Source organism: Streptomyces aureus (genome assembly GCF_001418135.1).
GTDB classification, from domain to species: Bacteria; Actinomycetota; Actinomycetes; order Streptomycetales; family Streptomycetaceae; genus Streptomyces; species Streptomyces aureus_A.
The window spans coordinates 15,640-32,474 of the sequence record NZ_LIPQ01000251.1; the positions used below are offsets into that span (position 1 = coordinate 15,640).

Sequence of the window (16,835 nt, forward strand, 5' to 3'; positions counted from 1 at the left end):
GAGAAGACCCCCAGGGAGAAGTGAGGTATGTCCGTGATCTGCGTCGGCGGCATGATCGGAATCGGCAAGACGAGTGTGGCCGAGCTGATCGCCAAGGAGCTGGGCAGCGACGTCTTCTACGAGAGCGTGGAGGACAACCCGATCCTGCCGCTCTTCTACACGGCGAGCCCCGAGGAGATCCAGGCGAAGCGGTACCCCTTCCTCCTGCAGCTGTACTTCCTCCAGACGCGCTTCGCCGCGATCAAGGAGGCGTACAAGCGGGGGGACAACGTCCTCGACCGCTCCATCTACGAGGACTGGTACTTCGCCAAGGTCAATCACGACCTGGGACGGATCAGCTCCCTCGAGATGCAGGTGTACGAGGGGCTGCTCGACGAGATGATGCGCGAGATCGACGGCCTGCCCTACCGCAAGGCACCTGATCTCATGGTCTACCTCAAGGCGGACTTCGAGACCGTGCTGCACCGCATCGGTCTGCGCGGCCGCGATTTCGAACAGGACGAGAGCCTCGTCGAGTACTACCGGACCCTGTGGTCCGGCTACGACGACTGGGTGCACAAGCACTACTCGGCCAGCGACGTCCTCGTCATCGACATGAACCACACGGACATCGTCAACAACGCCGAGGACGCGGCCCGCGTGGCCCAGGAGGTCAGGACCGCGCTGGCGGCAGCCACCCGGCGCGCCTGATCCCGCGCGCGGGGTACGGCGGCCGGGAGTCCCGGCCGCCGGACGAGGGTCAGCAGGCGACGGTGCCCCTGCGCAGCGCGTGGCCGCCCGTGCCGCTGTCGTCGGACCAGTACACGGGCTTGGTGCCGGCGACGCACTCGTCGGCGCCGGCCAGGGCGAAGCCCTCGTTGTTGAGGTCGGGCATGCCGCTCGGACGCTGGTAGGAGGCGGCGGGGGCGAAGGTGCCGGCGCTGCCGATCTTCAGGGTCCTGTGCAGACCGCCGCAGGTGTCGTCGCAGACCGTCCACAGCCGGGCGGCCTGCGGCTCCCACTGGAGCTCCATCACGCCGGCCATGCCACTGGCGACGGTGGCGACGCGGGTGGCGGTGCCGCTGTCCTGGAGCACGTACGCGTGGACCGCGCCGGTGCCCTCCACGCCGAGGAGGAAGACGCCCCCGGTGTGCGCGCCGTACCGGTTCGGGTCATAGGCCGCGCCGGTCGACTCGTCCTTGAATCCGGCCGCTACGAGGGTGGTGTCGGGGATCCAGGTGATCGCCTCGAAGCCGAGGTTGGCGCCCACGGCGGGCAGACCGGCGGTCAGGTTCCACTCCTTCGTGGCGGTCAGGGTGCCGCCGGTGCCGGAGGCGACCTCGTAGCGGAGCACGGACAGACGGCTGGTGCCGGAGGCGGCGCCGTTGCGCTCGGTCGCGACGAACGCGCCGCCCGCGGCGCCGGCGGAGGTCAGGGTGACGGCCTCGCCGTCGGGGCTGCCGCTCCCTCCGGGGTAGCGCAGCGACTTGCCGGAGGTCCAGCCGTTGGCGGTGTCCGGCCGCCAGCCGCCGGAGCCGTCGCGGACCAGGCGCCACAGCTTGCCGGAGTTCTGGGCGGCCCAGAGGACGGAGCCCTCCTGGTACAGGCCGCTGAGGTCCTCGCCGAAGACGTCCGCCCCGTCGGCCGTGGCCACGGAGCCGCCGCCGGGCCAGGACACCGGGGCCGTACCGCCTCCGGAACCGCAGTCGTTCGGCGCCCCGAGGGTCAGCGCCGCCGTCCCGAAGGCGCCCGTGCCGTCGGGGCAGCGCGACCAGGACGGGGCGGAGTGGGCGCTCCAGCCGAAGCTGTCGACGAGGGTGCTGCCGCCCGGCAGGTAGAGGCGGGCCTTGTCGCTCGATCCGAGACCGAACGCCGCGGCCACGGCGAACGCCCGTGCCGCCCCGGGTGCGAGCGTCGTCCCCCCCGGAACCGTGTACGTGTGGCTCGCGTCGTCGTCCTTGAGGATCCAGCCGGAGATGTCGACCGCGGCCGCGCCCTTGTTGAACAGCTCGATCGAGTCGTCGACGCCGCCGGTCGTCACCACCTCGTTGATACGGATGTCGTCCGCCGGGGCGGCGTGCGCGGCCGGAGCGGCGAGCGCCGCGGAGGCGAGCAGCGTGGCACCGGCGACGGCGAGGCGGATCGGGGCGAGGCGGCGACGCCTCCGGGGAGCACGAACTTCGAGCACGGAGTGTCCGTCCTGAGAGAGTGGCGAAGGGCGTCACGAGACTCACGCCCGCCGCCGAACGCCGGTCGGCGCCGGACCCGTTGTCACATGAACGCCCGCCGAACGGCAGGCCGCACGCAAGGCCCGCCCCTGCATCAGGTCGGGCCGCGGCGGGCCCCGTCGGCATCGGGTCGGGCCGTGGCCGGGCGCGCGACGGCGGGTCCGGGGCCCGGTGTCAGGCCTGCGGACGGGTGGCCGTGACGATGTAGTAGTCGAGGTTGCGCTGCTCGTAGGCCTTCAGGAAGTTGCGCGGCCAGGTTCCCGGCTTCCACTGGTCCGACAGCCAGCGGTCCCAGCCCCGCCACACGTCCGGTCCGATGGACACGGCCCGCGCGTCCGTCAGGCCCGCGCGGGTGAACGCGTCGGTCACGAGTGCGACGGGACGCGCGATGTCCAGCCCGTCGGCGAACGTCTCCAGGTACGAAGCCAGCCTGGCTCCGTGGTCCGGGTCGTCGTCCGGGGTGAAGAAGCTCGCGACGACCGCCCGACCGCCGGGCCGCAGCACCCGGGCCGCCTCCCGGGTGAAGGCGGTCATGTCGTCGAAGTGCTGGGCGGCCTCGACGCTGTAGACGCAGTCGAACTCGCCGTCACCGAACGGCATCTCCTCCGCCGCGCCACGGACGAACCGGAGCGCCGACGGCGAGTTCTCCAGCAGATCCGCGTTCGCCCGGCGGGCGCGGTCCAGCTGCTGCGGGTGGATGTCCATGCCGGTCACCCGCTCCGGCCGGTACTCGCGCAGGGCGAGCGCGCAGCCGACACCGAGCCCGCAGCCGATCTCGACGATCCGCCGGCCGGCGAGCGGACCGGCGGCGTCGAGCACCCGCCGGTACATGTCCTCCTGGCTGCGGACCCTGTCGTCGACCGTCAGCGGTCCGGCGAGGTCGATCGAGCGCCAGTACCCGAAGTTGATGAACCCTCCGGCGAACACCGGCACCGAGCTGAGGTCGGCCGGACCGTACGTCTCCCGAACAGGGGCCCGCATCTCCACCGGTTCCACCACCCGCGTCACCTCCGCGAACAGTCTGACGTCCGGATCCACCCCTGTCGACGGTGCCCCGCCGCGACCGGGGGTGTTCTCATTCCGACCCGCCGGGACCACCGCCGAGGTACGCCTCACGCACCGCCGGGACCACCGCCGAGGTACGCCTCACGCACCGCCGGGTCCGCGTGGACCTCGGCCGCCGCCCCTTCGGCGAGAACCCGCCCGAGGTCGAGCACCACGACGCGTGAGCAGAGCTCCATCACGAAGGCCACGTTGTGCTCGACGAGCAGCACCGCGCAGTTCTCCTCGGCTGCCATGTGACGGATGACGGCGGCGAGTCTGCGACGCTCCTCGGCGGTCGTCCCGGACGCGGGCTCGTCCAGGAGCAGGACCCGGGGCGGATCGGCGAGCGCGCGGGCCAGCTCGACCATGCGGGCCTGTCCGACGGGCAGGCCGCCCGCGTACGAGCCGGCGAGAGCGTCGAGCCCGCACTCGTGGAGCACGGCGGCGGCCCGCTCCCGGTGGCGGCGTACCGCGGGCCGCACTCCGCCCCGCCAGTCCTGCGCCACCACGAGATGGTCCGCGACGGTCAACTGAGCGAAGAGCTGCTGGCGCTGGAAGGTGCGACGGATGCCGTGCCGGGCTCGCCAGACGGGGGAACGGCGGGTGATGTCCGTACCGTCGTACGCGATCGTCCCCCCGTCCGGCCTCCGTATCCCCGAGACCACGTCGAAGAGCGTCGTCTTGCCCGCGCCGTTCGGCCCGATGAGGCCGCAGATCTCGCCTGGGCCGACGGAGACGGTCACGTCGCGCAGGGCGTGGACGCCGCCGAAGCGGACGTCGATCCCGCTCGCGCGGAGCACCGGGTGGCTCATCGGCGGACTCCCGTCCCCAGGTAGGCCTCGGCGAGCCGGTCCCGGTCCACCTCGGACCGCGGCCCGGACCAGGCGATCTCGCCCTGTGCGAGGTACGCGACGGTGTCGGCGATGCCGAGCACCTCGGCCGCCTTCTCCTCGACGAGGACCAACGCGGTTCCGTGGTCGCGGAGTTCGGTCAGGAGACGGAAGACCTCGTCCACGACGAGCGGCGCGAGACCGAGGGACGGTTCGTCGGCGACGAGGACCGTCGGCGGCCGCTGGAGGAGCGGGGCGAGGGCGAGGAGCTGCTGCTCGCCGCCCGACAGGGAGCCGGCGGCGACGGAGCGGCGGGCGGCGAGCGCGGGGAACCGCGCGTACACGGCGTCCCGGTCCTCCGCACCCGGCAGCTGCAGGGTCAGGTTCTCCTCGATCGACAGCCCGGCGAAGATCCCCCGCCCCTCGGGAGCCAGCCGCACCCCCCGGCGGGCCCGGGTGACCGCCGTGTCGCGGGTGGCGTCCCCACCCCGCACCCGCACGAGACCGCCGGCCGGCCGCAGCAGTCCCGCCGCGACCCGGCAGAGGGTGGACTTCCCCGCCCCGTTGGGTCCGAGCAGCACCAGCACCTCACCGCCGCGCACCACGAGATCCACACCGTGCAGCACGGGTGCGCCGCCGTACCCCGCGTGGACGCCGATCAGTTCGAGCGCGCTCGCGCTCGGCGTCTCCCCGGGGCCGTCGCCCGTTCCTGGGGCGACGCCCGCGGCGCCGACGACGGACGGCTCGGCCGTCCGTGCGAGGAGCGGCTCGGACGGCCCGTCGCCCGCCGGGGCCGCGGCACCGGTCGCGCTCGGGTCCGAGGCCCCCCGCCGCGCGGCGCGCCGGGCCGCTCGCCTCGACGGCAGCGCCGCGCAGTAGCCGTCCGGGTCGTTCGCCAGCGCGAGCCCCGCCAGACCGAAGAGGATCACCGGCAGATGCGCGGACTCCGTCACGTACGTCGCCATCAGCTGGGGGACCACCGCGAAGACCAGCCCCGCCACCACCGCGAACTGCGGCCTGCGCACCCCCGCGGCGACGACGACCGCCAGCCACACCAGGCCCGTCATCGCCGTGAAGTCGGTGGCCGTGATCCGGGTGTTGTACGAGGCGTAGAGCACCCCTCCGAAGCCCGCGAGCCCCGCGGACACCGTGAACAGCAGGAGCTTCGTCCGTACCACCGACACCCCTGAGGCCGCGGCGGCGTCGGGTGCCGAGCGGACCGCCAGCATGGCCCGGCCCCAGCGGGAGCCGCGCAGCCAGGTGAGGAGCGCGACGAGGGCCCCGCTGAGCAGCACGAGCGCGAGCCCCATGGCCCGGTCGTCGCCGAGGTCCACGGGTCCGGCCACCGGTCGCGGGATCTCCCACCCGGTGTCGCCGTTGCGCAGCCACCCGAGCTGGAAGAGCACCTGATCCGCCAGGAAGGCGAGCGCCAGGGTGGCCAGGGCCAGTGATCTGCCGCCGAGCCGCAGTGCGGGCAGCGCGACCACCGCGCCGAGCAGGGCGGCGGCCGCCGTGCCGACGGCCGCCGCGGCGACGAAGGGCCAGCCGTGGCTCATCAGCAGCCCCGCGACCAGGGCGGCGCCGGTGACGAACGTCGCCTGGGCGAGGGACACCATCGCACCGAGGCCGGTGACCACCGTGAACGACATGAACACGAGGCCGATCGCGAGCCCTTGGGTCAGGATCCCGCTCCAGAAGGGGGTGGTGACGGTGTAGAACGCCGCGCCGAGGAGCGCGCCGGCGCCCATCCACGCGCCCCAGCGGCGGCCCCACCGCTTCCCGGCGAGGTAGTCCACCGGCGGTGGGTCGGCGGCCGCGGTGCCCGCCGCGCGCCGGCGCTGTGCGAGGACGACGAGGCCGGCGAAGAGGATGAGGAACGGTACGGCTGTGCGGAAGCCGGTGACGCCGTCGGCGAACGACGCGTACCCCGCCACGAGGTTCTGCAGGACCCCCAGCCCGAGGCCGCCCATGAAGGCGACCGGCACCGACGCGAAGCGTCCGAGGACCGCCGCGGTGGCCGAGACGAACAGGAACAGCGTGTAGTCGTGCGCGGAGAGCCCGAGGAGCGGGGTCGCGAGGACACCGGCGAGGCCCGCGAGACCGGACGACAGCATCCACGCGGTCGAGGACAGCCGGTCCGCGCTGATGCCCCGCAGCTCGGTCAGCGCGCGGTTGTCGACCGCGGCCCGCAGCCGCAGGCCGAGCCGGGTGTGCCGCATCAGGACCCACAGGCCGGCCGCCGCGAGGGCGGTGGCGATCCAGGTGATCAGCTGGTCGGAGTCGATGCCCACGCCGTCGAGCGGCTGCCAGGACACCGCGGGGCTCGGCCCGACGCCCGGCAGCCCGAACTGGTTCTCGGCGGGCAGGACCGGGGCGCCCGCCCGCTCCAGGAGTTCGACCACCCACAGTCCGGCCGCGGGCAGCGCGACCAGCAGACCGATGGTGGCCACGATCTGCGCCGTCTCACCGACCCTGGCCAGCTTTCTGAACATCAGCCGGTCCAGGCCCCAGCCGAGGCCGGGTGCCACCACGAGGACCAGGAGCAGAGCGGTGGGGACGGCCGGCCAGCCGAAGCCGGAGTGGAGCTCGTAGAACGCCAGCGCGCACAGATAGGCGGTGGCGCCGTGCGCGAAGTTGAAGAGCCCGGAGGCGGAGTAGGACAGCACGAGGCCGGTCGCGAGCAGCGCGTACAGCGCGCCGGAGACCAGCCCGCTCAGGACGAATCCCAGCAGGTCACCCACGTGACGCGCCCCTCAGCCGAAGGGGATCGGCGGATAGCACCTGAACGGCACCGCCACCTCGTACCGCCCGTTCTTCAGCCGGACGAGCGCCCCGCAGCCGAAGCTCTCCTGCTGCCCCTTGGGCAGCGCGCGGTCGCCGACGAGCGTGCCCGTGTCGGAGAACCCGGACGCGGCCTTCTGGAAGGACTCGACGGTGAGGTCCTCGCCCGCCTTCGCGGCGACGGAGAGGAAGAGGTCGGCGCTCATGTACCCGGTGAGCATGTGCATGTTGAGCGGCACCTCCGTGCCACCGGGGGCCTTCTTGATGTCGGCCTTGAACTGCCGCATCGCGGGGCTGTCCGACTCGAAGGGCTGGAACTGCAGCAGCACGTGCACCCCGTCGAGGGCCTGCTTCGTCGCGTCCTTCGCGAGCAGCCCGGGGTCGTAGTCCGTCGGGTCGGAGATGACGCCCTTGTAGCCGGACCGCTTGAGCGCGGTGAACAGGCCGATGTTGTACGGCGTCTGCATCACGGAGACGACGGCGTCGGGTGCGCCGCCGCCGGGGCCCGAGCGGAGGATCTCCTTGGTGTAGGCCGACCAGTCGCTGGGCATCGAGGTCGCCGGCACCACGGCCTTGGCGTACGGGACCTGGAAGCCGGCCGCCTTGAAGCCCTGGGTGAAGGTGCGGATGCCGAACTTGCCGGCGTCGTTGTCTCCGGCGATCAGCGCGACCGACTTGCCGCGCGAGCCGCCGAGGACGGCCGCGAGCCCCTCGGGCCAGGTCTGGTTGAGCGTGCCGCCGGGTGTCGGGACGAGGCAGCCGTTGAAGCCGTAGAGATGCGCCGGCCCGCAGAACGAGGGGAGCGTGCCCCAGCCAACCGTCGGGACCTTCTGGGCGTCGAGGAAGCCGGCCCCGGCGAAGGTGACCGAGCTCATGGGCGAGACGGCGAAGACCTTGTCCTGCTGGACGAGCTTGCGCGCCGCGGCCAGGTTCCTCGCGGGGTCCTGGCCGTCGTCCTCGGCCCCCAGGTACTCGATCTTCCGGCCGTTGATCCCACCCTCGGCGTTGGCCCGGTCGTAGCGGGCGCGGGCGCCGAGGTCGGTGTCCTTCTTGGAGTAGCCGCTGGCGGTCGTCATGGAGACGATGCCTCCGACCTTGATCGTGTCGGCGGTGACTCCGCGTACGGAGGAGGGGGTACTCCCGCCGCTGGAAGCGGAGTTGCAGGCGGTGACGAGGAGCAGCGCGAAGCTGGCGGCGATGACGCGCAACGGTCGAGGCACGGGCGATCCCTCCGTCGGGTGACCGCATTCTGTAACCGACCTGACGAACCGTCAATAACCGATGCGGCGTAAATTGACGAACCGTCAGATGCGCGATTGCCTCCTAGTGCGGCGCCGCGGGGATGCTGCGGGGTCCCGTGCAGCGGGCGCCCGCCTCCTCCACCCGCCGGCGCAGTTCGCGGTCGGCCGTGACGACCAGGCACGGCCGGCCGCTCGCGCTCCGGGCCAGTTCGGCGATCAGGTCGTCGCCGCTGCCGGGGGCCTCCTCGACCCGCACACCGGGTACGGAGGCGACGCCCCGGGCGCGGCCCTCCACGACCAGCACGATCTCGTACGGGCCCGTGAACGGGCCGTCGGCCGGGCCGCCCGTCGCGGCGAGCCGGTCGCGCAGTCGCTCCGCGGCCGCGCGCCGGTCCCGCCACCAGCCGTCCGGCACCGATCCCACGACGTTGGCTCCGTCCACCACGAGCAGGGGACGGAGCGGCGGATCATCAGGGCTCATCGCCCCAGGATGTCAGCAAGCCCTACGGGCAGGTGGTGACGGTGTCGCCGGGGCCGGTGGCACAGGTGTCCGTGCCGGGACCGCCGCTCAGGGTGTCGGCGCCGTTGCCGCCGGCGAGGACGTCGTTGCCTGCCTCCCCGTTGAGGGTGTCGTTGCCGTTGCCGCCGACGAGGTTGTCGTTGCCCGGTCCGCCGTTCAGGGTGTCCGCCCCGTTGCCGCCGGTGATCACGTCGTTGCCCGAGCCGGCGTAGACGGTGTCGTCGCCGTTCCCCACGGTGATGGTGTCGTGGCCGCCGAAGGCGCAGACCACGTCGTTGCCGGAGGTGCCGACGAGGGTGTCGGCGCCGCTCGTACCGAGGATCGCGCAGCCATGGGCGTTGTTCACGGTGGTGGTCACGCTGTCGGTGTCGTTGCCCGGAACGGTGTCGGACTCCGCCGCGTCGACCGTGACCGTGTCGGAGAGAGTGCCGACGGCGGTGGGTTCGACCACGACGGTCACGACGGTGCTCGCGCCGGGGGCCAGGGTGCCGAGCGCGCACGAGGCGCTGCCGGGCGTGACGGTGCACGTGCCTTGTCCGGGAGCCGCCGACAGCAGTCGGCCGGGGCCGGTGAGGGTGTCGGACAGCGTGACGCCCGTGGCCGACGCGGCGGCGTCGGTGTTGGTCACCGTGACGGCGTAGGAGGCCTGGTCGCCGAGGCTGACCGCGCCGGGGCCCGACTTGGTGACCGAGACGTCCGCTCCGCCCGCCGCGCCGTCCTGGTAGCGGGCCAGCGCGAAGTCCGTACCGCTCAGACCGGCAGCGACGATCTTGCCGTCCGGCTGCACCGACACCGCGTTCGCCCGCTCATTGAGGTTGCCGAGGTCGGTGTTCACCAGGCCGTCGGAGTCGAAGGAGGTGTCCAGGCCGCCGTTCGAGTGGTAGCGGGCCAGCGCGAAGTCCCCGTTCGCCGACGCGGTGGCATCCGCCTCCCCGGCGGCGACGATCCTGCCGTCGGCCTGCACCGCGACCGCGTAGCCCAGGAAGACCGGGCCGAAGGAGGTGATCACCCGCCCGTCGGTGTCGAACGAGGTGTCCAGGCTTCCGTCGGCGTTGTACCGGGCCAGCGCGAGGGAGCTGACGGTACGGCCCACGGTGATGATCCTGCCGTCCGCCTGCACCGCCACGCCCTGGGCCACGTCGAGGCCGCCGAAGTCGGTGGTCACCTTGCCGTCGGTGTCGAAGGTGGTGTCCAGGGATCCGTCGGCGTTGTAGCGGGCCAGGCCGAAGTCGGAGCCGACCCGGCCGGCGGCGACGATCTTGCCGTCGGCCTGCACCACCACCCCCGCCGCCTCTTCTCCGCCGCCGAAGTCGGTGGTCACCTTGCCGTCGGTGTCGAAGGTGGTGTCCAGGGATCCGTCGGCGTTGTAGCGGGCCAGGGCGAAGTCGGAGCCCGGACTGACCCGGCCGACGGCGATGATCTTCCCGTCGGGCTGCACCGCCATCGCGAACGCCTCGTCGGTGGTGCCGCCGAAGTCGGTGGTCACTCTGCCGTCGCCGTCGAAGGAGGGGTCCAGGTCCCCCGGCGCCGCGACGGCGACCCAGGGACAGGACAACACCAGCGCGGCGGACATGGCCGCCACCGCCGCCACCCGGCCACGCCTCGGCCGACGCCGGTCCGGTGCGCCTCTGGTGCGCCGCCGGTACGCGCGGAGCGGATCAGGAAACGAGCTGGTCTCGGCCATGCGCACTGCCTTTCGCCTTCGCGCCGCCGTTCCGGTGTCTTCGTCGACGGCGTGTCTCGGGGGTCACTGACGTACCGGCTCGACGGCAGATCCCCGGGGAGGAGCCACACCGGCCTGGGACGCTCGCACGACAGCCTTGTCTCGGGGCCCCCACGGCGCTTGCCGGATTCGGCCGAGTGGCACCGTTCCCCGCCCTCCGGCCGACGGCGGGCCGCGCCCCCGGACACCAGGGTTGCGCCGCGCACCTCAGGTGGCGGCTTTCACCGCGGCGGAACAGGGTAGGCGTGCGAGACGCGACGAAAGGCAGCAGACCCATGACCGAGAGCCGACCCGCGACGACGACCGACTCCGGCGCCCCGGTGGAAAGCGACGAGCACTCGCTCACCGTGGGTCCCGGGGGCCCGATCCTCCTCCAGGACGCCTACCTGATCGAGCAGATGGCGCAGTTCAACCGCGAGCGCATCCCCGAACGCCAGCCGCACGCCAAGGGCAGCGGCGCGTTCGGCCACTTCGAGGTCACCCACGACGTCAGCCGCTACACCAAGGCCGCGGTGTTCCAGCCGGGGACCCGCACCGACCTGGTCACCCGCTTCTCCACGGTGGCCGGTGAACGGGGCAGCCCGGACACCTGGCGGGACCCGCGCGGCTTCGCGGTGAAGTTCTACACCTCCGAAGGCAACTACGACATGGTCGGGAACAACACGCCGGTGTTCTTCGTGAAGGACCCGATGAAGTTCCAGCACTTCATCCGGTCCCAGAAGCGCCGCGCCGACAGCAATCTGCGCGACCACGACATGCAGTGGGACTTCTGGACCCTCTCCCCCGAGTCCGCTCACCAGGTCACCTGGCTGATGGGGGACCGCGGCATCCCGCGTACCTGGCGCCATATGAACGGCTACACCTCTCACACGTACATGTGGATCAACGCGTCCGGTGAGCGGTTCTGGGTCAAGTACCACTTCAAGACCGACCAGGGCATCGAGTTCTTCACCCAGGCCGACGCCGACCGGATGGCGGGGGCCGACTCGGACTTCCACATGCGGGACCTCTTCGAGCACATCCGGGACGGGGACTTCCCCTCGTGGACGCTGCACGTGCAGGTGATGCCGTACGAGGACGCGGCCGGGTACCGGTTCAACCCGTTCGACCTCACCAAGGTCTGGCCGCACGGCGACTATCCGCTCATCCCGGTGGGCCGCATGACGCTGGACCGCAACCCCACCGACAATCACGCCGAGATCGAGCAGGCGGCCTTCCAGCCGAACAACTTCGTCCCCGGCATCGGGCCCAGCCCCGACCGGATGCTCCTTGCCCGGCTCTTCTCCTACGCGGACGCCCACCGGGCCCGCGTCGGCGTCAACTACCAGCAGCTTCCGGTGAACGCCCCGGTCGTCGACGTCCACACCTACTCGAAGGACGGGGCGATGGCGTACCGGAAGACGTCCGATCCCGTCTACGCGCCGAACTCCAAGGGCGGGCCCGCCGCCGACACCGAGCGGTACGGGAGCCCGCCGAGCTGGACCGCCGACGGCGAGATCACCCGGACGGCCTACGTCTCGCATCCGGAGGACGACGACTGGGGGCAGCCCGGCACCCTCGTGCGCGAGGTCCTGGACGACGACGCCCGCGACCGGCTCGTGGACAACGTGGTCGGCCACCTCCTCGACGGCGTGAGCGAGCCTGTCCTGGAGCGTGCCTTCACGTACTGGACGAACATCGACGCGGCTCTTGGCAAGCGCATCTCCGAGGGCGTCCGCGCCAAGCAGGCCTCGTAGGGCGTGCTCGGCCGGCCGCAGAACTCCACCGTGCTGAAGCCGTCCGGGCCGTCCTGCGTCGGCGCGTCACGGTGGAGCCGAACTGGTCCGCGAGGCCGGGCACGTCCCAGTTCGCCGTTCGTTCGCGGTAGTTGAAGGACAGATCGGCCCAGACCCTCATGCGCGCTGGTGCGGTCGGCGAAGACGTCCGAGGCCAGGAGGGACGTGGTGATTCCCAAGGAGTCGCCGTGACCGCGGAAACAGAAGGCCGGCCGGGCGTCGTCGTGGTCGCCCCGGTCCTTCCACTCCGTGACGGCGGCGACGATGTCGTCGACGGTTGTCACGGACAGGCCGGCGGGAGGCTTTCCTTCTAGCATAGGAGGGAGAGTGGCTCATGTCCCTCGGAGGCCGTGATGGGAAAGAACATCGTGGTGTGCCTGGACGGGACGGGCAACCAGCTCAAGGCCCGCGGCAACACCAATGTCGTCAGCCTCTACGAGATGCTCGACCTCGGCGACCCGACGGCGCAGATCGCCTACTACGACCCCGGCGTCGGCACGTTCTCCGCCGCCGGCGCCTGGACCCTCCCGGCCCGGAAGCTCTCCCGGCTCCTCGGCCTCGCCTTCGGCGCCGGGCTCAAGGAGAACCTGGCCCAGGCGTACACCTACCTGATGCACCATTACGAACCAGGCGACCGGATCTACCTCTTCGGCTTCAGCCGCGGCGCGTACACCGCACGCGCCCTGGCGGGGCTGCTCAAGGCGGTCGGTCTGCTGCGGCCCGGGTCGGAGAACCTCGTGCCGTACGCGATCTCCGTGTACGCCAAGAATCGGACCTGGACCGACGACGACTGGAAGCAACTGCACCAATTCGCCGGCGTGTTCAGCCGGAAGGTGGACGAGCGCACCGGAATCCCCGTTCACTTCATGGGAATCTGGGACTCGGTCAAGGCGGCCGGACTGCTGCGCTGGAACCTGCGCTGGCTCTTCACGCGACGGATCCCCAACGTGGGCCGCGTCCGCCACGCCGTCTCGATCGACGAGAAGCGCCGACCGTACGAGGAGTACCTCGTCCTGCCGCCGGAGAAGCCGGGGACACCGGGCCCGCTCATCGAGGAGGCATGGTTCGCCGGGGTCCATTCCGACGTGGGCGGCACCTTCGACGACGACCCGAAGCTGCCCACCGTCACGCTCAAGTGGATCGTGGACGGTGCCCTCGACGCGGACCTGCTGCTCAAGAAGAACGCCTACGGCAAGCACCTCGCGCTCGACGCCGGTCACGCGCTGGGCACGGTGCACCGCATGGGCGCCGTGTGGGCCCTGCTCACCTACCGACCGCGCCGGGTCCCTGCCGGTGCCCAGGTGCACGAGAGCGTGCGGCTGCGGATCGCGACGGACGCCGGGTACGCGCGGCGGATCCCGGACGGGGTGATCTGGACGGACGAGGAGTGGTTGACACCGCATCCCCGCGCCGGGGCAAGGGCCGGGGCGGGAGCCCGGGGCCCGGGACAGGGCCGGGACGGGTCGGAGTGAGCAGCGCAGCCGATCGCCCAACGCCTCGTCGAGGACCTGCTTTCACCTCAGCGGACGGCGGGGATCAGGGGCGACAGCGGACGGCGGGGATCAGGGGCGACCTGCCTCCGCCAGGACGGTGAGAACCCGGTGGGTCTTGCTGTCGGGGAGCTCGGAGAGCGTCACTCCGCGCTCCCGCACCGCCTCCTCCAGCTTCCGCTGCCTGCGCTCGGCCCGCGCCGTCAACTCCTCGGCTTCGTCTCCGTCCTTGGGCTTCACCCGGGTCGAAACCTCCAGGAATTCCAGGCCGGCGACCCGCCACGCCTCCAGATCGACCTCCAGATCGCCGAGCGCGACGTCGGCGGCCTTCGTGGAGAGGACCGGCCCCAGCGCCACCAGCCCGTCGAGCTGGACGGCGGGTGCGCAGACGTCCAGGAACTGGTCCTGCACCGCGCCGATCGACACGGCGGAATCCGCCCCGGGCTGGACCGCGCCCAGCAACGCCCCCGGAAGGTGACCGTGGGTCAGGGAGGCGGCGACCGTCCGGTGGTCCGCCGCCCAGTCCTCCTCGATGCGGTACGTGAACGGCGTGGCGTCGAACGGGTCCGTGAACCGGCCGACCAGCTTTTCCCGGTCGCACGGCCGCAACTTCACGGTCAGCTCGTCCGACCCGCCACCGATCCTGAACCGTACGATCACACCCTCGTCCAGCAGGCGCACCCGGCCCTCGGCGACGCTGTCCCGGTCCTCCGCGAACCAGATCCGGCGCGTGGTCTGCGCGACGCCCGCCCCGCCCAGCGCCGACAGCGCCGCTGCGGCATCACCCTCGATGTTGACCTTGATCTCGATCGGCAGCAGTTTCATGGCATCGCTCCCGCACGATTCCCGGTGGAATCCGGCTGTTCCATGGTATTCACACCGCCTTGCGGGCCGCAGCGCGACCTTGAATCGCGTGCACGTTCAACTACCCCCAGGACCCGATCGGTTGCTTCGACGAGCGGCCTCGCGGCGGCCCCGCAGACCGGCCCGGAGGGCCGGGGCGCGCCGCCACGGCCTCGGCCCTTCGGCGCAGCGTCGGAGAGTGCCCCGCGCGGCGGGTTCCGCCAGGTTTCGACCGCGCAGCCAGCATGGCGAGATGCGGTCCACGTGCCGCTTGCGGTACTCACGGAGTATGACCCTGCAGCACCCCTCCGAACGGGGAGGCAACGGGCGAGGCCCGTTCGAACGCCTCGCGGAGCGAGCGTCGAACCTGACGAGCTCCCCTCCGTTCTTCACGTTCTGTCTGCTGCTCGTCGGAGCTTTCATCGCGGTCCACGCGGCGGGTCTGTCACCCAGCTGGCAGCTCCTTGTCGGGGACGCCATGGTGTCGGTGACCCTGTTGCTGTCGGCCCTCCTCAAGAACGCCGAGCGGCGGGCCGACCGTGCGATCCAGCACAAGCTCGACGCGATCGCGCTGGCGCTCCTTCAGGAACGCCGACGTGCGACCGGTGAGGCGTTCGACTCGCTGGAGGAGGCCATCGGTTCGGAGGAGAACTCCTGAGACCGTCTCCTGCGCGGAGGCGGGCCACCGACCTGCCGGGGATCACGGCGATCACGACTCCCGGGCTGTTCCTCTCCCGTCACGGCCTCCGCCTTGGCATGGGCGGCATGGAGCGGGCCACCGCGTTCCCGCTCCTGCCCGGGCCCTGGCCGCCGGCGCCCTCGGCCTCGTCCGGCGGCCGGGGGGCCCGGCGTCAGCGCGTCCCGGTGGCGGACCGCGTGACGTACGCGTCGATGTGGGTCTGGGTGAGAGTGTTGCCGTGCGCGTCCGTCAGTTCCGCGCGCAGCGACACCGACCTGCCGGGCCCGGGCGTCCTCACCGTGATCCGTCCTCCGGTCACCGCCGCCTGCGTCCAGGTGGCGCCCCGGTCCGTCGACACGGACACGGTCAGCGACCACACCCCCGACCGCCGGGCCGCGCCCTCCACCGTCACCGCCACCCGGCTCGTGGTGTGCGCCGGGGCGGTGCCGTCGAGCGCGACGTCGGGGCCGAAGCGTACGGCGCTCAGCGGGAGGTCGGTGGCGGTGGCCGTCGCGGCGGAGGTAAAGGTCCACGCCGCCGTGACGCTCCCCCGCGACCGCGTCGCGCTCGCCGTCAGCCGGTAGGCGGCCCGCCCCGCCGGCACCGTGAACGAGGCGTGCCCCGGCTTCTCGCCGCGGCGCGTCGCGACCAGCGTGCCGTCGCGGTGCAGCGTGACGGTCGACGCGGTGAACAGGGGCGAGGACGGCACGTGGCCATCGCCGTCGGCGAGCAGCGGCACCGCCAGGTCCAGGGTGTCGCCGGTGCGCTGCGCGACCGGCCGGGCGCCCGGCGAGGAGTCCAGGGCCGGGCCGAAGACCGGGGTGTCGAAGGTGTGCACCGTGGTGGAGCCGGGGGTGAACGAGCGTCCGAGGACGAAGTAGTTGTTGGCGGGCTCCTCCGGTTCGGACGGCGCGCCGTACACGAGGTCCCAGGCGCCGCGCTCGGGCGTGAGGAGGAACGTCCCGGTGCCCCCCGACGGCACCGGCAGCGACAGCGCCGGGGAGGGGCCTGCCGACGGTGAGAAGTCGACGAGGGCCGTTCCCCCGCCGGACGCGGGCACTCCCGCGTGCACCACCAGCGTGGCCAGGTCGCCGGGCGCCGGGTGCCGGACCAGACCGTTCAGCGCCCGCTCGCCCCGGAAGGCGTAGCCGAGGGCGCAGACGCCGCCCGGCCGGCTCCAGTACGAGTCCACCCAGGTCCGCACGGTCCCGCGCTCGGCGGCCGGGCCCAGGTGCGCCGTCCGCAGGTCCAGCGACAGCGACATCAGGTTCGCGAACCCGGTGACTCCCTCGTACGTCACCTCGGCGAACGCTCCGGTCTGTTCGAACCTTGCGTCGGCGACCGGCGGCCGGATGTCCACCGGGCGCGCGACCCGGGCGTCGAGCACGAGGGTCATGTCGCGGTCGACGTCCAGCCGGGGCCGCACGAGCCAGTCGTTCCCCCAGTTCCCCTCCCCCACCGGCCTGGTGGAGAGGGTGGAGTCAAGCAGGTACCGTCCGGCGGGCACCCGGACGGTGACGGTGCTGGGCGATTCCTTCAGCTCCCGGCCGCTGCCGGCGTCGGGCCCGGACAGCGCGGTCAGCAGGGTGCGGTAGTCGGTGGTCGGCGCGCCGTCGCGGCCCAGGTGAACGAGGGTCAGCGCGTACGTGCCGGAGGCTCCGCGCGTGCGCCGCCCGGCGGGCGCGCGGAGCCTCCGGCACGT

Annotated in this window: 13 protein-coding genes; 4 read left to right on the forward strand and 9 right to left on the reverse strand. The window is 72.3% G+C overall.

Annotated elements, in window-relative coordinates; translation table 11 throughout:
- Nucleotides 1-27: 27 nt before the first annotated feature.
- Nucleotides 28-690: a deoxynucleoside kinase gene (locus AOK00_RS21075; RefSeq protein ID WP_055601848.1), complete on the forward strand. Its 663-nt coding sequence runs from the start codon at nucleotides 28-30 to the stop codon at nucleotides 688-690.
- Nucleotides 691-739: 49 nt separating this feature from the next.
- Here AOK00_RS21075 and AOK00_RS21080 read toward each other — a convergent pair whose 3' ends face one another.
- The 7 genes from AOK00_RS21080 to AOK00_RS21110 form a co-directional block, all read right to left on the reverse strand.
- Nucleotides 740-2,167, reverse strand: a complete 1,428-nt coding sequence (locus AOK00_RS21080) for a lamin tail domain-containing protein (protein WP_079042105.1) — start codon at nucleotides 2,165-2,167, stop codon at nucleotides 740-742.
- Nucleotides 2,168-2,381: 214 nt separating this feature from the next.
- On the reverse strand, nucleotides 2,382-3,245 hold the full coding sequence (locus AOK00_RS21085; RefSeq protein ID WP_254047441.1) for a class I SAM-dependent methyltransferase: 864 nt from the start codon (nucleotides 3,243-3,245) through the stop codon (nucleotides 2,382-2,384).
- A 74-nt stretch (nucleotides 3,246-3,319) separates the two neighbouring features.
- Complete coding sequence (locus AOK00_RS21090) at nucleotides 3,320-4,063, reverse strand: ABC transporter ATP-binding protein (RefSeq protein WP_055601849.1); 744 nt, start codon at nucleotides 4,061-4,063, stop codon at nucleotides 3,320-3,322.
- Nucleotides 4,060-6,822 carry an ABC transporter permease subunit gene (locus AOK00_RS21095; protein WP_055601850.1) on the reverse strand — a complete coding sequence of 921 codons (2,763 nt, stop codon included), beginning with the start codon at nucleotides 6,820-6,822 and terminating at the stop codon, nucleotides 4,060-4,062. The genes AOK00_RS21090 and AOK00_RS21095 overlap by 4 nt, the downstream gene beginning before the upstream one ends.
- A gap of 12 nt (nucleotides 6,823-6,834) precedes the next feature.
- On the reverse strand, nucleotides 6,835-8,082 hold the full coding sequence (locus tag AOK00_RS21100) for an ABC transporter substrate-binding protein (RefSeq protein ID WP_055601851.1): 1,248 nt from the start codon (nucleotides 8,080-8,082) through the stop codon (nucleotides 6,835-6,837).
- A 103-nt stretch (nucleotides 8,083-8,185) separates the two neighbouring features.
- Nucleotides 8,186-8,584 carry a hypothetical protein gene (locus AOK00_RS21105; protein ID WP_055601852.1) on the reverse strand — a complete coding sequence of 133 codons (399 nt, stop codon included), beginning with the start codon at nucleotides 8,582-8,584 and terminating at the stop codon, nucleotides 8,186-8,188.
- A 22-nt stretch (nucleotides 8,585-8,606) separates the two neighbouring features.
- Nucleotides 8,607-10,196 carry a DUF11 domain-containing protein gene (locus tag AOK00_RS21110; RefSeq protein ID WP_063886634.1) on the reverse strand — a complete coding sequence of 530 codons (1,590 nt, stop codon included), beginning with the start codon at nucleotides 10,194-10,196 and terminating at the stop codon, nucleotides 8,607-8,609.
- 425 nt (nucleotides 10,197-10,621) lie between these two features.
- Here AOK00_RS21110 and AOK00_RS21115 point away from each other — a divergent pair, with 425 nt between their 5' ends.
- Nucleotides 10,622-12,082 carry a catalase gene (locus AOK00_RS21115; RefSeq protein WP_055601854.1) on the forward strand — a complete coding sequence of 487 codons (1,461 nt, stop codon included), beginning with the start codon at nucleotides 10,622-10,624 and terminating at the stop codon, nucleotides 12,080-12,082.
- A 392-nt stretch (nucleotides 12,083-12,474) separates the two neighbouring features.
- Nucleotides 12,475-13,593 (forward strand): DUF2235 domain-containing protein, encoded by a 1,119-nt coding sequence (locus AOK00_RS21120; protein ID WP_055601855.1) that lies wholly within the window; start codon nucleotides 12,475-12,477, stop codon nucleotides 13,591-13,593.
- 90 nt (nucleotides 13,594-13,683) lie between these two features.
- Here AOK00_RS21120 and AOK00_RS21125 read toward each other — a convergent pair whose 3' ends face one another.
- On the reverse strand, nucleotides 13,684-14,436 hold the full coding sequence (locus AOK00_RS21125; protein WP_055601856.1) for a hypothetical protein: 753 nt from the start codon (nucleotides 14,434-14,436) through the stop codon (nucleotides 13,684-13,686).
- A gap of 307 nt (nucleotides 14,437-14,743) precedes the next feature.
- On the opposite strand from AOK00_RS21125, the gene AOK00_RS21130 reads away from it, so the two are divergent.
- A complete protein-coding gene (locus tag AOK00_RS21130) occupies nucleotides 14,744-15,112 on the forward strand; it encodes a low affinity iron permease family protein (protein ID WP_055601857.1) in 369 nt (122 codons plus the stop codon).
- Nucleotides 15,113-15,305: 193 nt separating this feature from the next.
- Here AOK00_RS21130 and AOK00_RS21135 read toward each other — a convergent pair.
- Nucleotides 15,306-16,835: hypothetical protein (locus tag AOK00_RS21135; RefSeq protein WP_055601858.1), on the reverse strand; the 1,530-nt coding region annotated here is incomplete at its 5' end.

Bases quoted from the DNA above. Each gene is read 5' to 3' on its own strand.
- AOK00_RS21075 (WP_055601848.1), top strand. From the start codon at position 28: ATGTCCGTGATCTGCGTCGGCGGCATGATCGGAATCGGCAAGACGAGT.
- AOK00_RS21090 (WP_055601849.1), bottom strand. From the start codon at position 4,063: ATGAGCCACCCGGTGCTCCGCGCGAGCGGGATCGACGTCCGCTTCGGC.
- AOK00_RS21105 (WP_055601852.1), bottom strand. From the start codon at position 8,584: ATGAGCCCTGATGATCCGCCGCTCCGTCCCCTGCTCGTGGTGGACGGA.
- AOK00_RS21110 (WP_063886634.1), bottom strand. From the start codon at position 10,196: ATGTCCGCCGCGCTGGTGTTGTCCTGTCCCTGGGTCGCCGTCGCGGCG.
- AOK00_RS21115 (WP_055601854.1), top strand. From the start codon at position 10,622: ATGACCGAGAGCCGACCCGCGACGACGACCGACTCCGGCGCCCCGGTG.
- AOK00_RS21120 (WP_055601855.1), top strand. From the start codon at position 12,475: ATGGGAAAGAACATCGTGGTGTGCCTGGACGGGACGGGCAACCAGCTC.
- AOK00_RS21125 (WP_055601856.1), bottom strand. From the start codon at position 14,436: ATGAAACTGCTGCCGATCGAGATCAAGGTCAACATCGAGGGTGATGCC.
- AOK00_RS21130 (WP_055601857.1), top strand. From the start codon at position 14,744: ATGACCCTGCAGCACCCCTCCGAACGGGGAGGCAACGGGCGAGGCCCG.